Annotated in this window: 13 protein-coding genes; 11 read left to right on the forward strand and 2 right to left on the reverse strand. The window is 74.1% G+C overall.

What is annotated here, in order from left to right; genetic code table 11:
- The coding region (locus ACI78V_RS20360; RefSeq protein WP_456854054.1) for an alcohol dehydrogenase catalytic domain-containing protein at positions 1–359 on the reverse strand (359 nt) is incomplete at its 3' end.
- A gap of 185 nt (positions 360–544) precedes the next feature.
- On the opposite strand from ACI78V_RS20360, the gene glyA reads away from it, so the two are divergent.
- The 10 genes from glyA to ACI78V_RS20410 are packed head-to-tail and all read left to right on the forward strand — an operon-like array spanning position 545 to position 12,384.
- Positions 545–1,855, forward strand: coding sequence for a serine hydroxymethyltransferase (glyA, locus tag ACI78V_RS20365; RefSeq protein WP_456854056.1), 1,311 nt, complete (start codon positions 545–547; stop codon positions 1,853–1,855).
- Entirely contained in the window at positions 1,852–3,084 is a 1,233-nt protein-coding gene (locus tag ACI78V_RS20370) for a sarcosine oxidase subunit beta family protein (RefSeq protein ID WP_456854058.1), read from the forward strand. The genes glyA and ACI78V_RS20370 overlap by 4 nt, the downstream gene beginning before the upstream one ends.
- Before the next feature lie 14 nt (positions 3,085–3,098).
- On the forward strand, positions 3,099–3,377 hold the full coding sequence (locus ACI78V_RS20375) for a sarcosine oxidase subunit delta (RefSeq protein WP_456854060.1): 279 nt from the start codon (positions 3,099–3,101) through the stop codon (positions 3,375–3,377).
- Positions 3,374–6,232 (forward strand): 2Fe-2S iron-sulfur cluster-binding protein, encoded by a 2,859-nt coding sequence (locus ACI78V_RS20380; protein WP_456854061.1) that lies wholly within the window; start codon positions 3,374–3,376, stop codon positions 6,230–6,232. The genes ACI78V_RS20375 and ACI78V_RS20380 overlap by 4 nt, the downstream gene beginning before the upstream one ends.
- On the forward strand, positions 6,225–6,812 hold the full coding sequence (locus ACI78V_RS20385) for a sarcosine oxidase subunit gamma (protein ID WP_456854062.1): 588 nt from the start codon (positions 6,225–6,227) through the stop codon (positions 6,810–6,812). The genes ACI78V_RS20380 and ACI78V_RS20385 overlap by 8 nt, the downstream gene beginning before the upstream one ends.
- Positions 6,813–6,839: 27 nt before the next feature.
- A complete protein-coding gene (locus ACI78V_RS20390) occupies positions 6,840–9,305 on the forward strand; it encodes a GcvT family protein (protein WP_456854063.1) in 2,466 nt (821 codons plus the stop codon).
- A gap of 15 nt (positions 9,306–9,320) precedes the next feature.
- Positions 9,321–9,941, forward strand: coding sequence for a cyclodeaminase/cyclohydrolase family protein (locus tag ACI78V_RS20395; protein ID WP_456854065.1), 621 nt, complete (start codon positions 9,321–9,323; stop codon positions 9,939–9,941).
- Positions 9,938–10,798: a bifunctional 5,10-methylenetetrahydrofolate dehydrogenase/5,10-methenyltetrahydrofolate cyclohydrolase gene (locus ACI78V_RS20400; protein WP_456854067.1), complete on the forward strand. Its 861-nt coding sequence runs from the start codon at positions 9,938–9,940 to the stop codon at positions 10,796–10,798. Before ACI78V_RS20395 ends, ACI78V_RS20400 begins: the two co-directional genes overlap by 4 nt.
- Entirely contained in the window at positions 10,795–11,688 is an 894-nt protein-coding gene (folP, locus tag ACI78V_RS20405; RefSeq protein WP_456854069.1) for a dihydropteroate synthase, read from the forward strand. Before ACI78V_RS20400 ends, folP begins: the two co-directional genes overlap by 4 nt.
- A 51-nt stretch (positions 11,689–11,739) precedes the next feature.
- Positions 11,740–12,384, forward strand: a complete 645-nt coding sequence (locus ACI78V_RS20410) for a dihydrofolate reductase family protein (protein ID WP_456854071.1) — start codon at positions 11,740–11,742, stop codon at positions 12,382–12,384.
- Positions 12,385–12,527: 143 nt separating this feature from the next.
- Here ACI78V_RS20410 and ACI78V_RS20415 read toward each other — a convergent pair whose 3' ends face one another.
- Complete coding sequence (locus ACI78V_RS20415; protein ID WP_456854072.1) at positions 12,528–13,253, reverse strand: GntR family transcriptional regulator; 726 nt, start codon at positions 13,251–13,253, stop codon at positions 12,528–12,530.
- Between the two features lie 83 nt (positions 13,254–13,336).
- Between ACI78V_RS20415 and ACI78V_RS20420 the strand changes: the two genes are divergently transcribed.
- Positions 13,337–14,710 carry an L-serine ammonia-lyase gene (locus ACI78V_RS20420; protein WP_456854074.1) on the forward strand — a complete coding sequence of 458 codons (1,374 nt, stop codon included), beginning with the start codon at positions 13,337–13,339 and terminating at the stop codon, positions 14,708–14,710.

Here is a 14,710-nt window from a genome sequence, read left to right on the forward strand (position 1 = left end):
GCCAGGGTCATCTTCTGGGTGGCGTTGGAGGTGTTGAAGCAGTACTGCAGCTGACCCTTGCGGCAGGCGCGGCACTCCCCGCACACCGCCCGCCAGTTGAGGACCACGTAGTCCCCGACGGCGACGTCGGTGACGCCGGCGCCGACGGCGGAGACCACGCCGGCGGCCTCGTGGCCCAGCAGGAACGGGAACTCGTCGTTGATGTTGCCCTCGCGGTAGTGCAGGTCGGTGGCGCACACCCCGCACGCCTGGACGTCGACGACCGCCTCACCCGGACCCGGGTCGGGGACGATGATCGTCTCGACGGTGACCGGAGCACCCTTGCTGCGGGCGACGACGCCCTTCACCTCGTATGCCATGGCGCTGGATCTCCTCTCGGGGAACGGGGGCGCAGTGGGTCCGGGGGACGGTGGGGCCCTCCTGGCGAGATCTGGGGCACATCGCTCCGGCCCGACCTCTTGACCCTCGCCGACACCCACCCTACGGTGTTGCACGACTGATATACCAGTCCTCGGCACCATTTCATGACAGAAGGGACCCGGGCATGGTCGTCCAGGTTGAAGCCGTTCCGGACCGCGTCCTCGACCGGTCGCTGGGAGACACCGACCCGGAGGTCTTCGCGGCGATCTCCGCCGAGCTGACCCGGCAGCAGACCACCCTGGAGATGATCGCCAGCGAGAACTTCGCGCCCGTGGCCGTCATGCAGGCCCAGGGCTCGGTGCTGACCAACAAGTACGCCGAGGGGTACCCCGGCCGGCGCTACTACGGCGGCTGCGAGCACGTCGACGTCATCGAGCAGCTGGCCATCGACCGGCTGACGGCGCTGTTCGGTGCCGAGTACGCCAACGTCCAGCCGCACTCGGGCGCGCAGGCCAACGCCGCGGCCATGGCCGCCCTGCTGACGCCCGGCGACACCATCCTGGGCCTGGACCTGGCCCACGGCGGCCACCTGACCCACGGGATGAGGCTCAACTTCTCGGGCAAGCTCTACGACGTCGCCGCCTACCACGTGGGCCGCGAGGACCACCGGGTCGACATGGCCGAGGTCGAGGAGCTGGCACGGGAACGACGGCCCAAGCTCATCGTCGCGGGCTGGTCGGCCTACCCCCGGCAGCTGGACTTCGCCGAGTTCCGCCGGATCGCCGACGAGGTCGGGGCCTACCTGATGGTGGACATGGCCCACTTCGCCGGCCTGGTCGCCGCCGGGCTGCACCCCTCGCCGGTGCCGCACGCGCACGTGGTCACCTCGACCACCCACAAGACCCTGGGCGGCCCGCGCGGCGGGGTCATCCTGGCCACCGCGGACCTGGCGAAGAAGTTCAACTCCTCCGTCTTCCCCGGTCAGCAGGGTGGCCCGCTCGAGCACGTCATCGCCGCCAAGGCGGTGGCCTTCAAGCTGGCCGGCGAGCCGGCCTTCCGCGAGCGCCAGGAGCGCACCCTCGCCGGCGCCCGGATCCTGGCCGACCGGTTGCTGGCCCCCGACTCGCGCGCGGCCGGCATCGACGTGGTCAGCGGCGGCACCGACGTCCACCTCGTGCTCGTCGACCTGCGGGAGTCCGCCCTCGACGGCCGGCAGGCCGAGGACCGGCTGCACGCCATCGGCATCACGGTCAACCGCAACGCCGTCCCGTTCGACCCCCGCCCGCCGATGGTCAGCTCCGGCGTCCGCATCGGCACCCCGGCCCTGGCCGCCCGCGGCTTCGACCTCGACGACTTCGCCGAGGTCTCCGACGTCATCGCGGCCGCGCTCCGGCCCTCGACCGGGGACGACGAGCTCCCCGGTCTCCGCGCGCGGGTCACCCGGCTCGCCGACCGCCACCCGCTCTACCCCGACCTGACGGAGGTCGCCCGATGAGCCCCCGCACCCCCGGCGCCGACCTGCCGGACCACCCGGACTCCCTCTGGCGCGACGCCGAGCCCAAGCGCTCCTACGACGTGGTGATCGTCGGCGGGGGCGGCCACGGGCTGGCCACCGCGCACTACCTCGCCCAGAACCACGGCATCACGAACGTCGCGGTGCTGGAGAAGGGCTGGCTGGCCGGCGGCAACATGGCCCGCAACACCACGATCATCCGGTCCAACTACCTGTGGGACGAGAGCTCGGCGATCTACGAGCACGCGCTCAAGCTGTGGGAGGGGCTCGAGGAGGACCTCGACTACCCGATCCTGTTCAGCCAGCGCGGCGTGCTCAACCTCGCCCACACGCTGCAGGACGTCCGGGACAGCGTGCGCCGGGTCGAGGCCAACAAGCTCAACGGGGTCGACGCGGAGTGGCTGGAGCCGGACGAGGTCCGCAAGGTCTGCCCGATCGTCAACACGTCGGGCGACATCCGCTACCCGGTGCTGGGGGCGACCTACCAGCCGCGGGCCGGCATCGCCAAGCACGACTACGTGGCCTGGGGCTTCGCCCGCCGGGCCGACCAGGCCGGCATCGACCTCGTCCAGGACTGCGAGGTCACCGGGTTCGCCACCGACGGCGACCGGGTCACGGGGGTGCACACCACCCGCGGCACCATCGCCGCCGGCACCGTCGCCCTCTGCGCGGCCGGCCACACCTCGGTGCTCACCGACATGCTCGGCATCCGCGTGCCGGTGCAGAGCCACCCCCTGCAGGCGCTGGTCTCCGAGCTGCTCGAGCCGGTGCACCCCACGGTGGTCATGTCCAACGCCGTGCACGTGTACGTCTCGCAGGCGCACAAGGGCGAGCTGGTCATGGGCGCCGGGGTCGACTCCTACAACGGCTACGGCCAGCGCGGGGCGTTCCACATCATCGAGCGGCAGATGGCCGCCGCCGTCGAGCTGTTCCCCGTGTTCGCGCGGGCGCACCTGCTGCGCACCTGGGGCGGCATCGTCGACACCAGCCCCGACGCCTCGCCGATCGTGGGCCGCACCCCCTACGAGAACCTCTACCTCAACTGCGGCTGGGGCACCGGCGGGTTCAAGGCCACCCCCGGCATCGGCTGGGCCCTGGCCGCCACCATCGCCTCCGGCGAACCCCACCCGACCGTGGCGCCGTTCAGCCTCGACCGCTTCGTCACCGGCGCACTCGTCGACGAGCACGGCGCTGCCGCCGTCGCCCACTGACCCAGGGAGTCCCCGTGCAACTCATCCCGTGCCCGTGGTGCGGCCCCCGCGAGGAGGCCGAGTTCTCCTACGGCGGCCAGGCCCACGTCCCGTACCCGGCCGACCCCGGCGCGCTCTCCGACGAGCAGTGGGCGCACTACGTCTTCTTCCGCGACAACACCAAGGGCCGCTTCGCCGAGCGCTGGAACCACAGCGCCGGCTGCCGCCGCTGGTTCAACGCCGTCCGCGACACCACCACCTACCGCTTCGAGAGCGTGTACCGCCTCGACGAGCCGAAGCCGGTGACCCCATGAGCAGCTCCCGCACCCCCGAGGGCGGCCGCATCGACCGCGCCACCACCATCGAGTTCACCTTCGACGGGCAGCGGTTGACCGGGCATCCCGGCGACACGCTGGCCTCGGCGCTGCTCGCTTCCGGCCGCCACCAGGTCGCCACCAGCATCAAGCTCGGCCGGCCCCGCGGCATCGCCGCCGCGTGGGCCGAGGACCCGGGCGGCCTGGTGCAGATCGAGGAGCCGTTCCCCGAGCCGATGCTGCTGGCCACCACCGTCGAGCTCTCCGACGGCCTGGTCGCCCACGGCCTGCCGGGGCAGGGCCGGCTGGCCGACGTCCCCGACTCCGCCCGCTACGACGCGGTCCACCACCACGCCGACGTGCTGGTCGTGGGCGCCGGGCCGGCGGGGCTGGCCGCCGCGCTCAGCGCCGCCCGCGCCGGCGCCCGCGTCGTGCTGGTCGACGAGCAGTCCGAGGCCGGCGGCTCCCTGCTGTCGGGCACCGACCGGCTCGACGGCGTCCCGGCGCCGGACTGGGTGGCGGGCGCGGTCGCGGAGCTGGCCCGCTTCCCGGAGGTGCTGCACCTGCAGCGCACCACCGCGTTCGGCAGCTACGACGACGGCTTCGTCCTGGCACTCGAGCGGCGGACCGACCACCTGGGCGCGACCGCCCCCAAGCACGTCTCGCGGCAGCGGATCTGGCGGATCCGGGCGCGGTCGACAGTCGTGGCGACCGGGGCCCACGAGCGGCCGGTCGTGTTCGCCGACAACGACCGGCCGGGGATCATGCTCGCCGGGGCCGCCCGGACCTTCCTGCACCGCTACGGCGTGCTGTCCGGCCGCGAGGCCGTCGTCTTCACCACCAACGACAGCGCCTACGACGCCGCGCTCGACCTGGCCCGCGCGGGTGTGCGGGTGCAGGCCGTCGTCGACGCCCGGCCGGGCGGCTCCGCCCGCCGCGAGGAGTGCGAGCGCGCCGGCATCCGGGTGCTGGACGGAGCCGTCGTGACGGGCACGCAGGGCGTCGAGCGGGTCACGCACGCGCTCGTCGCCCCGTACGCCGACGGCCAGGTCGGCGCGAGCAGCCCGGTGGCCTGCGACGTGCTCCTGGTCAGCGGCGGTTGGAACCCCGCGGTGCACCTGTTCAGCCAGGCCCGCGGCCGGCTCCGCTACGACGAGGCGCTCGGCGCGTTCGTCCCCGGGGAGGACCTCGACGGCCTGGCGGTCGCGGGCTCCGCCGCCGGGGTGCTCGACCTGGCCGGGTGCCTGGCCGACGGGCAGCGCGGAGCCCGCGCGGCGCTGGGCGCGCTGGACATCCCGCCGGCGGCGGAGGACCGGCTGCCCACCGCCGCCGGGTCCGTCGAGCCCACCCCGCCGCTGGTGCTGTGGCGGGTGCCGGACACCGCCGGGGGCAGCACCTCGTTCGTCGACCTGCAGCGCGACGCCACGGTCGCCGACATCGCCCGCGCGGTCGGCGCCGGGCTGCGCTCCATCGAGCACGTCAAGCGCTACACGACGATCGGCACCGCGCACGACCAGGGCAAGACCTCCGGCGTCCTGACCTCGGGCATCGTCGCCGAGCTGCTCGGCGTCCCGGTGCAGGACACCGGGACGACCACGTTCCGGCCGCCCTACACCCCGGTCGCCTTCGCCGCGCTGGCCGGCCGGGACCGCGGCCGGCTCTTCGACCCCGAGCGGGTCACCGCCCTGCACGAGTGGCACGGAGCGGCCGGGGCCGTCTTCGAGGACGTCGGTCAGTGGAAGCGTCCCCGCCACTACCCGCAGCCGGGCGAGGACATGGAGGCGGCGGTCCTGCGCGAGTGCGCCGCGGCCCGCACCGGGGTCGGCATCCTCGACGGCTCCACCCTCGGCAAGATCGACGTCCAGGGCCCGGACGCCGCCGTGCTGCTGGACCGGCTCTACACGAACCTGATCAGCAGCCTGAAGGTCGGCTCCGTGCGGTACGGCGTCATGTGCGGCGTCGACGGCATGGTCATCGACGACGGCACCGTGCTACGGCTGGCCGAGGACCGCTTCCTCGTCCTCACCACCACCGGCGGCGCGGCGAAGGTCCTCGACTGGATGGAGGAGTGGGTCCAGACCGAGTGGCCGGACCTGCGCGTGCACTGCACCTCGGTCACCGAGCAGTGGTGCACCTTCCCCGTCGTGGGCCCCCGGTCCCGGGATGTGATCGGCGCGGTCTTCCCGCAGGTGGACGTCTCCAACGAGGCGTTCCCGTTCATGACCTGGCGGGACACCACCCTGGACGGCGTGCCGGTCCGGCTGGCCCGGATCAGCTTCTCCGGCGAGCTGGCCTTCGAGGTGTACGTCAACCCGTGGTACGCGGTCGCGGTCTGGGAGCGGCTGCTCGAGGCCGGCCGGCCGTACGGCATCACGCCCTACGGCACGGAGACCATGCACGTGCTCCGCGCCGAGAAGGGCTACCCGATCATCGGGCAGGACACCGACGGCACCGTCACCCCGCAGGACCTGGGCATGGCGTGGGCGGTGTCGAAGAAGAAGCCCGACTTCATCGGCAAGCGCTCCTTCGCCCGCCCGGCCAACGCCGACCCGATGCGCAAGCACCTGGTCGGGCTGCTGCCCACGGACCGCCGGACGGTGCTGCCGGAGGGCTCGCAGATCGTGGAGTTCCGCGCCGACGGGCAGCTGCCGCCCCCGCCGGTCCCGATGCTGGGCCACGTCACCTCCAGCTACCGCAGCGCCGAGCTCGCCCGCCCCTTCGCCCTCGCCCTGGTCAAGGGCGGCCGGGAGCGCATCGGCGACACCGTGCACGTCCCCGTCAACGGCACCCTCGTCCCGGTCCAGGTCACCGGGTCGGTGCTGGTCGATCCCGAAGGAGCCCGTCGCGATGGCTGAGCTGCTGCGCACCCACCCGCTGGAGGCATGGCGCGCCGCCTTCGAGCGCCTGCCCGACGCCATCGGCGTCACCGCCGAGCCGTTCGTCGCGATGGTCGACGTCCGGCTCGGCGAGGCCGGCGCCGAGGCGTCGGGGGCGCTGGGCGTCCAGCTGCCCACGACGCCCAACACCTGGGTGCCGGCCGGCACGGGGCGGGCCGTGTGGCTCGGCCCGGACGAGTGGCTGGTCACCAGCACCACCGAGGCGCCGTGGGAGCTGGAGGCGCGGGTCCGCGCCGCCGTCCTCCCGCTGGGCGGTTCCGCGACCGACGTCTCCGCCCAGCGGATCGGTCTCCGGCTGACCGGGCCGCGGGTGCGCGACGTGCTGGCCAAGGGCTGCTCCATCGACCTGCACCCGCGGGTGTTCGGCCGGGGCAGCAGCGCCCAGACGGTGCTCGGTCAGGCCGGCGTCGTGCTGCTGGCCCTCTCCGACGCCGGCGACGACGTCCTCGTCCTCGTCCGGTCCTCCTTCGCCGGCTACCTGGCCGACTGGCTGCTCGACGCGGCCCTCGAGTTCACCACCACCACCCACGACCGCTGACCGACCCGTCAGTCAGGAGCGAAAGACATGTCCACCACCCCTCGTGTGGTCATCATCGGAGCGGGGATCGTCGGTGCCAACCTGGCCGACGAGCTGACCGCCCGTGGCTGGGACCGCGTCACCGTGGTCGACCAGGGGCCCCTCCCGCTGACCGGGGGCTCCACGTCGCACGCGCCCGGGCTGGTCTTCCAGACCAACGCCTCCAAGACGATGACGGCGTTCGCCAGCTACACCGTGGAGAAGTTCAAGGCCATCGACGTCGACGGCGCCTGGTGCTTCAACCAGGTCGGCGGCCTCGAGGTCGCCACCACGCCGGAGCGGCTCACCGACCTGCACCGCAAGCAGGGCTGGGCCACCTCCTGGGGCGTCGAGGCGCAGGTGGTCGACGTCGACGAGTGCGTGCGGCTGCACCCGCTGGTCGACCGCGACCGGATCCTCGGCGGCCTGCACATCCCCTCCGACGGCCTGGCCAAGGCGTCCCGGGCGGTCGTCGCCCTGGCCCGCCGCGCCGAGGCCCGGGGCGCCCGCTTCCAGGGCTCGACCCGGGTGACCGGCATCGAGCAGGCCGGCGGGCGGGTCACCGGCGTCCGCACCCCCGACGGCGTCATCCCCGCCGACGTCGTGGTCTCCTGCGCGGGCTTCTGGGGTCAGGAGCTCGGCGCCATGGTCGGCATGGACGTGCCGCTGCTCCCGCTGGCCCACCAGTTCGTCTGGACCGGCCAGGTGCCCGACCTCGTCGGGCGCAACACCGAGCTCGGCGAGGCGAGCCTGCCGATCCTCCGGCACCAGGACCAGGACCTGTACTACCGGGAGCGCGTCGACTCCCTGGGCATCGGCTCCTACGCCCACCGGCCGATGCCGGTCGACCTGCGGGAGCTGCCGCAGGGGGACGGCGTCGGGGAGGAGTCGATGCCCTCGATGCTGCCCTTCACCGAGGAGGACTTCGCCGCCCAGTGGGAGGAGAGCCAGCTGCTGCTGCCCTCCCTGCGCTCGTCGAAGATCGACTCCGGCTTCAACGGCGTCTTCTCGTTCACCCCGGACGGCGGCCCGCTGATCGGGGAGTCCCGCGACGTGGCCGGCTTCTGGATCGCCGAGGCGGTCTGGGTGACCCACTCGGCCGGGGTCGGCCGGGCGGTCGCGCAGCTGCTGGTCGACGGCCGCAGCGAGGTCGACCTGCACGGCTGCGACGTGCACCGGTTCGAGGAGGTCCAGCTCGCGCCGGAGTACGTCAGCGAGACCTCGCAGCAGAACTTCGTCGAGATCTACGACGTGATCCACCCGCTGCAGCCGCGGCTGTCGCCGCGGGACCTGCGGGTGAGCCCCTTCCACGCCCGGCAGGAGGAGCTCGGCGCGGTCTTCCTGGAGGCCGGCGGGTGGGAGCGGCCGCACTGGTACGAGGCCAACGCCGGCCTGGTCGACCAGCTGCCCGCCGAGTGGGTGCCGCCGGAGCGCGACGCGTGGGCGGGGCGGTTCTGGTCCCCGATCGCGGCGGCCGAGGCCTGGAAGACCCGCACCGCCGTGGCGCTGTACGACATGACGCCGCTCAAGCGGCTGGAGGTCAGCGGCCCCGGCGCCCTCGACCTCCTGCAGCGGCTGACGACCGGTGAGATGGACAAGTCCGTCGGGTCGGTGACCTACACGCTGGCCCTCGACGACGCCGGTGGCATCCGCAGCGACCTCACCGTCGCCCGGCTGGGGGCGCAGCTGTTCCAGGTGGGCGCCAACGGCCCCCTGGACCTCGACCTCCTCCTCCGCGAGGCGCCGGACGACGGCTCCGTGCAGATCCGGGACACCACCGGCGGCACCTGCTGCATCGGCCTGTGGGGCCCGCGCGCCCGTGACCTCGTCCAGCGGCTCACCGCCGACGACTTCTCCAACGAGGGGCTGAGGTACTTCCGCGCCAAGCGGGCCCGGATCGGGGGCGTGCCGGTGACGGCGATGCGGCTGTCCTACGTCGGCGAGCTGGGCTGGGAGATCTACACCAGCGCCGACAACGGTCAGCGGCTGTGGGACGTGCTGTGGGCCGCCGGCCAGGACCTGGGCGTCGTCGCCGCGGGCCGAGCCGCCTTCTCCAGCCTGCGGCTGGAGAAGGGCTACCGCGCCTGGGGCCACGACATGACCACCGAGCACGACCCCTACGAGGCCGGTCTCGGTTTCGCCGTCCGGAAGCAGAAGGAGGACTTCGTGGGCAGCCGGGCCATCGCCGGGCGGGGGGAGGACACGGTGAGCCGCCGGCTGTCCTGCCTGACGGTCGACGACGGCCGCACCGTGGTCCTCGGGCACGAGCCGGTCCTCGTCGACGGCCGCCCGGCCGGCTACGTGACCAGTGCGGCCTTCGGGCACACCGTCGGCCGGCCTATCGCCTACGCCTGGCTGCCGGCCTCGGCGACCGTCGGCACGCGGGTCGAGATCGAGTACTTCGGCACCCGGGTCGCCGCGACCGTCGCCGCCGAGCCGCTCGTCGACCCCGCGATGACCCGCATCCGAGGCTGAAGGAGGACCGCGTCCATGCGTTCGGACACCGTCGAGACGTTCCTGGCGCAGCTCGCCGCCCGGGTACCCGCCCCGGGCGGTGGGGCCACCGCCGCCCTGCACGCGGCCCAGGCCGCCGCCCTCGTGGCGATGGTCGCCCGCTACAGCGACTCGGCGCGGTACGCCGACTCCGCCGACGAGATCGCCGCCATCACCGCCACCGCCGACCGGCTGCGCCAGGACGCGGTCGGCCTGGCCGAGGACGACGCCGCGGCCTTCACCGCGGTCACCGAGGCCTACCGGCTCCCCAAGGGGACGGCGGAGGAGGCCACCGCCCGGTCCGAGGCGATCGCGCAGGCCCTGGTCGGCGCCGCCCGGGTGCCGGCCGTCGTCATCGCCGTTGCCGAGCACGTCCTCGGCCTGGCCGAGCGGTTGCTGCCGATCGGCAACCCGAACGTGGTCAGCGACGTCGCCGCCGCCGCGGAGGCCGCCCGGGCCGCGGCCACCACGGCGCGGGTCAACGTGGAGGTCAACCTCGGCGGCATCACCGACCCGGTGACCGGGGGAGAGCTCGCCGCGGTGGTGGACACCGTCGACGACCTCGTCCTGCGCGCGGAGAAGGTCACCGCCGCCGTCCGCGACGGGCTGGTCCGATGACCGCGACGCTGAGCGGGACCGAGCTGGCCGCCGGCATCCGCGCCGAGGCCGCCGCCGTGGCCGCCGAGCTGACCGCGGCGGGCCGCCCGCCGCGGCTGGCGGTGGTCGTGGCGACGGCGGACGAGTCCAGTGCCTGGTACGTCCGCTCCATCGCGCGGGCCGCGGAGAGGACGGGCATCGCCTGCTCGGTCGTCGACCTGGGGGAGACGGCGACGCCGGAGCGCATCCGCGCCGAGCTGGCCGCGCTCAGCGCGGACCCCACGGTGCACGGGATCATCCTGCAGACGCCGCTGCCGGCCGGCGCGGTCGTCGAGGACCTCGCCGCGTCCATCGACACGGCCAAGGACGTCGACGGCGCCAACCCGCTGAGCCTGGGGCGGCTGGCCGCGGGCCTGCCCGCCTTCGCGCCGGCGACCGCCGAGGCGGTGCTCGCGCTGCTGGACGCCCACGGGGTCCCGCTGTCCGGGGCGCAGGCCGTCGTGGTGGGCCGCTCCACCGTCGTCGGCAAGCCCGTGGCGCACCTGCTGCTGCAGCGGGACGCCACCGTGACCGTCTGCCACAGCCGCACCAAGGACCTGGCCGCGGTCACCCGCTCGGCGGACGTGCTCGTCGCGGCCGTCGGACGGCCGGAGCTCGTCACGGCCGAGCACGTCGCCGAGCACGCGGTCGTCGTCGACGTCGGCACCAACCCGACCGCCGACGGCGGGCTGGTCGGCGACGTCGACGCCGGCTCGGTCACCGGGCGCGTGGCCGGGCTGACCCCGGTGCCGGGCGGGGTCGGGCCGGTCACCACCGCGCTGCTGTTGCAGCACACCGTCGCCTCCGCGCGCGGTGGGGCGGGCGGAGCATCCCGATGACCGTCCCGACCGTGGCCGACCGCCCGACCGCGGGCGCCGGCCCCTCGACCACCCCCCTCGTCCGGGCGCTGGCGGCGCGGCGACCCCTGGTCTGCGGCGTCCTCAACGTCACCCCCGACTCGTTCTCCGACGGCGGGCGGTTCCACGGCCTCGACCGGGCCGTCGAGCACGGCTGCCGCCTGGCGGCGGAGGGCGCCGACCTCATCGACGTCGGCGGCGAGTCCACCCGACCCGGCTCGCGGCCGCCGTCCCTGGCCGAGGAGCTGGACCGGGTGCTCCCGGTCGTGGAGGCGCTGGTCCGGCGGGTCCCCGTGCCGCTGTCGGTGGACACCTCCCGCCCCGAGGTGATGCGGGCGGCGGTGGCCGCGGGCGCGGGCATGGTCAACGACGTGCGCGCGCTGTCGCGGCCGGGCGCGCTGGAGACCGCCGCGCAGCTGGGCGTCCCGGTGTGCCTCATGCACATGCAGCGCTCCCCGGAGACCATGCAGGAGGCCCCGCGGTACCGGGACGTCGTGGCCGAGGTGCGCGCCTTCCTCGGCGAGCGCCTGCTCGCCTGCCTGGACGCCGGCGTCCGCGCCGAGCACCTGGTGGTCGACCCGGGGTTCGGCTTCGGCAAGACGCTGGCGCACAACGTCGCCCTGCTGGCGTCGCTCGACGCGTTCACCGGCCTGGGGGTGCCGGTCATGGTCGGGTTGTCCCGCAAGTCGGTGCTCGGGCAGCTGACCGGGCGGGACGTGCGGGAGCGGCTGCCCGGCTCCCTGGCCGCGGCCGTGGTCGCGGTGCAGCGCGGGGCGTCCGTGCTCCGCGTGCACGACGTCGCGGCCACGCGGGACGTCCTGGCGGTCCTGGAGGCCGTCGACGCGGTGGAGACCACCCCCGGGCGGCGATGAGTTCCGCCGGTCCCGGCGGTCTCACTGCCGTCGACCACCAGGGAGGACCACGTGGAGCAGTTGCTGCGAGTGCAGAACTTCACCGTCTCCAGTGACGGGTTCGGAGCGGGGCAGGACCAGACCCTGGAGAGGCCGTTCGGGCACGCCGACCCCGGCGCCCTGTTCGCCTGGGCCGGCGCCACGGCGAGCTGGCCCAACCGCACCGAGCCCGGCGGGAGCCGTGGCCTCGACGACTACTTCACGCGCGACTTCGCCCACGGCATCGGCGCGGAGATCATGGGCCGCAACAAGTTCGGCCCCCAGCGCGGTCCGTGGCCGGACCACCAGTGGCAGGGCTGGTGGGGCGAGGAGCCCCCGTTCCACACCCCCGTGTTCGTCCTGACCCACCACGAGCGTCCCTCGTTCACGCTCTCCGACACCACGTTCCACTTCGTCGGCGGTGACCCGGCCACCGTCCTCGGAAGGGCCCGGGCGGCGGCCCGGGGCAGGGACGTCCGGCTCGGCGGCGGGGCCACCACCATCCGGGAGTTCCTCGACGCCGACCTCGTCGACACCCTGCACGTGGCCGTGTCGCCGGTGCAGCTCGGCTCCGGGGTGCGGCTGTGGACCTCACCCGACGAGCTGCTCGACCGCTTCCACCTCGACGTCGTGCCCAGCCCGAGCGGCGTGACCCACCACCTCTTCTGGCGCAGGTGACCCCGAGGGCCCCGCGAGCCCGGTGACGTGCCGGAACGGCCCCCTGCAGGGGCCCGCCGCCGGCCCCGTCCCGCGGCTCGCCCCGAGCCGGCGAGGGGTGGGGTGGACGGGGTCCTCCCACGGTGGGGGCAGGGGGTCCGCGCTCAGATGACCGCGCGGATCGCCCGCTCGAAGCCGAGGACGTGCTCGCGGGCGAGGTCGTCGGCCCGGTCGGCGTCGCCGGCGGCGATCGCCCGGAGCAGCTCCACGTGCTCGCCGACGTGCTCGTCGACGGTGGGCAGGCGCTCGAGGAACAGGCAGAAGATGCGGGTGGCCAGGTTGTCGTAGCGGATGAGGACGTCCTCGAGGTGCGGGTTGCCGGCCGCCCGGTAGATGGCGCGGTGCACGGCGAGGTCCCAGCGCATCAGTTCGCTGCGGTCGATCGCGGCGACGTCGAGCTGCTCGATCCCGGTGGCCAGGTCCTCGAGCTCGGCGGAGCCCACGCGGGCGGCCCGCTCCGCGGCGCGGCGGGCGGCCAGCGGCTCCAGCTGGGCACGGATGTCGGAGATGTGCGCCAGGTCGGAGATGTCCATGCCGGTCGCGAACGTGCCCCGGCGCGGGTAGGACACGACCAGCCGGTCGCCCTCCAGCCGCTTGAGCGCCTCGCGCACCGGCGTGCGGCCCACGCCGAGGTCCTTGGCCAGCTCGTCGTCGTCGATCGGGTCCCCGGGGCGGATGGCCAGCATGATCAGCCGGTCCCTGATCGCCACGTAGGCCTTGTCGGCCAGTGAGGTGGCGGCGGCCGGGTCGAGCTCCAGCGGTGCGAGGGTCACGAGCAGATCGTAGAGGTTGACGGCCTCGGGGCCTTGCCTCTTCAGAGGGATCGACATACCTTCACTGTACTTCTGATATACCAACTGTGTACCTGGGCACCGCGATGGGTCCACCACACCGCGCGAGAAGGAGGCACCGGGTGACCATCAGCGCCTTCGACCTGTTCAAGGTCGGCATCGGTCCGTCCAGCTCGCACACCGTCGGGCCCATGCGGGCTGCCGCCACCTTCGCGTCGCGCCTGCGGGAGGAGGGGCTCCTCCCGCGGGTGGCCGGCGTCCGCTGCGAGCTGTTCGGGTCGCTCGGCGCCACGGGGCACGGCCACGGGAGCGTGAAGGCCGTCGTCCTCGGGCTGGAGGGCGAGCAGCCCGACCTCGTCGACCCCGTCGCGGCCGGTCCGCGGGTCGAGGTCATCCGCCGCGAGGGGGAGCTGCGGCTGGCCGGCGAGCACCCGATCGCGTTCTCGGTGGACGACGACGTCGTCCTCCACCGCCGCAGGCGGCTGGACTTCCACAGCAACGGGATGCTCTTCGTGGCCGTCGACGCCGACGGGGTGGAGCTGTGCCGCCGCGAGTACTACTCGGTGGGCGGCGGGTTCGTCCTCGACGAGGACGAGGCCGGCAACCCGGTGATCGTCGAGGACGCCACGCCGGTGCCGTACCCGTTCCGCACCGGCGAGGAGCTGCTGGCGCGCACCCGGGAAACGGGCCTGCGCATCAGCGACGTGGTGCTGGCCAACGAGCTCTCCTGGCGCAGCGAGGCCGAGGTCCGCGCCGGCCTCCTCCACGTCTGGTCGGTGATGCAGGAGTGCGTCGACCGGGGGACCCGGACCACCGGCGTCCTCCCCGGCGGGCTCAAGGTGCGCCGGCGCGCGGCCGCGCTGCGGGCCCAGCTCGAGGCTGACCGGGACGACGCCGACCCGCTGCGCGCCATGGAGTGGGTCACCCTCTACGCCCTCGCCGTGAACGAGGAGAACGCCGCGGGCGGGCGGGTGGTGACCGCGCCGACCAACGGTGCCGCGGGCATCGTGCCCGCGGTCCTGCACTACTACCGCGACTTCGTCGAGTCGTTCTCCGACGACGGGGTGGTGCGCTTCCTGCTCACCGCCGCGGCGATCGGCACGCTGTTCAAGGAGAACGCCTCCATCTCCGGCGCGGAGGTCGGCTGCCAGGGCGAGGTCGGCTCGGCCTGCTCCATGGCCGCCGCCGGCCTGGCGGAGGTCATCGGCGGGACGCCGGAGCAGGTCGAGAACGCCGCCGAGATCGGCATCGAGCACAACCTCGGGCTCACCTGCGACCCCGTCGGGGGGCTGGTGCAGATCCCGTGCATCGAGCGCAACGCCGTCGGTTCGGTCAAGGCCATCACCGCGGCCCGCATGGCCGTGCGCGGGGACGGCCGCCACCACGTCCCGCTGGACAAGGCGATCAAGACCATGCGCGAGACCGGCGCCGACATGAAGGACAAGTACAAGGAGACCGCCCGTGGCGGGCTGGCGCTCAACATCGTCGAGTGCTGA

It is taken from the genome of Geodermatophilus sp. SYSU D00742, assembly GCF_054049935.1.

Coding starts and splice junctions, on each gene's coding strand:
- glyA (WP_456854056.1), top strand. CDS start 545: ATGGTCGTCCAGGTTGAAGCCGTTCCGGACCGCGTCCTCGACCGGTCG.
- ACI78V_RS20370 (WP_456854058.1), top strand. CDS start 1,852: ATGAGCCCCCGCACCCCCGGCGCCGACCTGCCGGACCACCCGGACTCC.
- ACI78V_RS20380 (WP_456854061.1), top strand. CDS start 3,374: ATGAGCAGCTCCCGCACCCCCGAGGGCGGCCGCATCGACCGCGCCACC.
- ACI78V_RS20385 (WP_456854062.1), top strand. CDS start 6,225: ATGGCTGAGCTGCTGCGCACCCACCCGCTGGAGGCATGGCGCGCCGCC.
- ACI78V_RS20390 (WP_456854063.1), top strand. CDS start 6,840: ATGTCCACCACCCCTCGTGTGGTCATCATCGGAGCGGGGATCGTCGGT.
- ACI78V_RS20395 (WP_456854065.1), top strand. CDS start 9,321: ATGCGTTCGGACACCGTCGAGACGTTCCTGGCGCAGCTCGCCGCCCGG.
- ACI78V_RS20400 (WP_456854067.1), top strand. CDS start 9,938: ATGACCGCGACGCTGAGCGGGACCGAGCTGGCCGCCGGCATCCGCGCC.
- folP (WP_456854069.1), top strand. CDS start 10,795: ATGACCGTCCCGACCGTGGCCGACCGCCCGACCGCGGGCGCCGGCCCC.
- ACI78V_RS20415 (WP_456854072.1), bottom strand. CDS start 13,253: ATGTCGATCCCTCTGAAGAGGCAAGGCCCCGAGGCCGTCAACCTCTAC.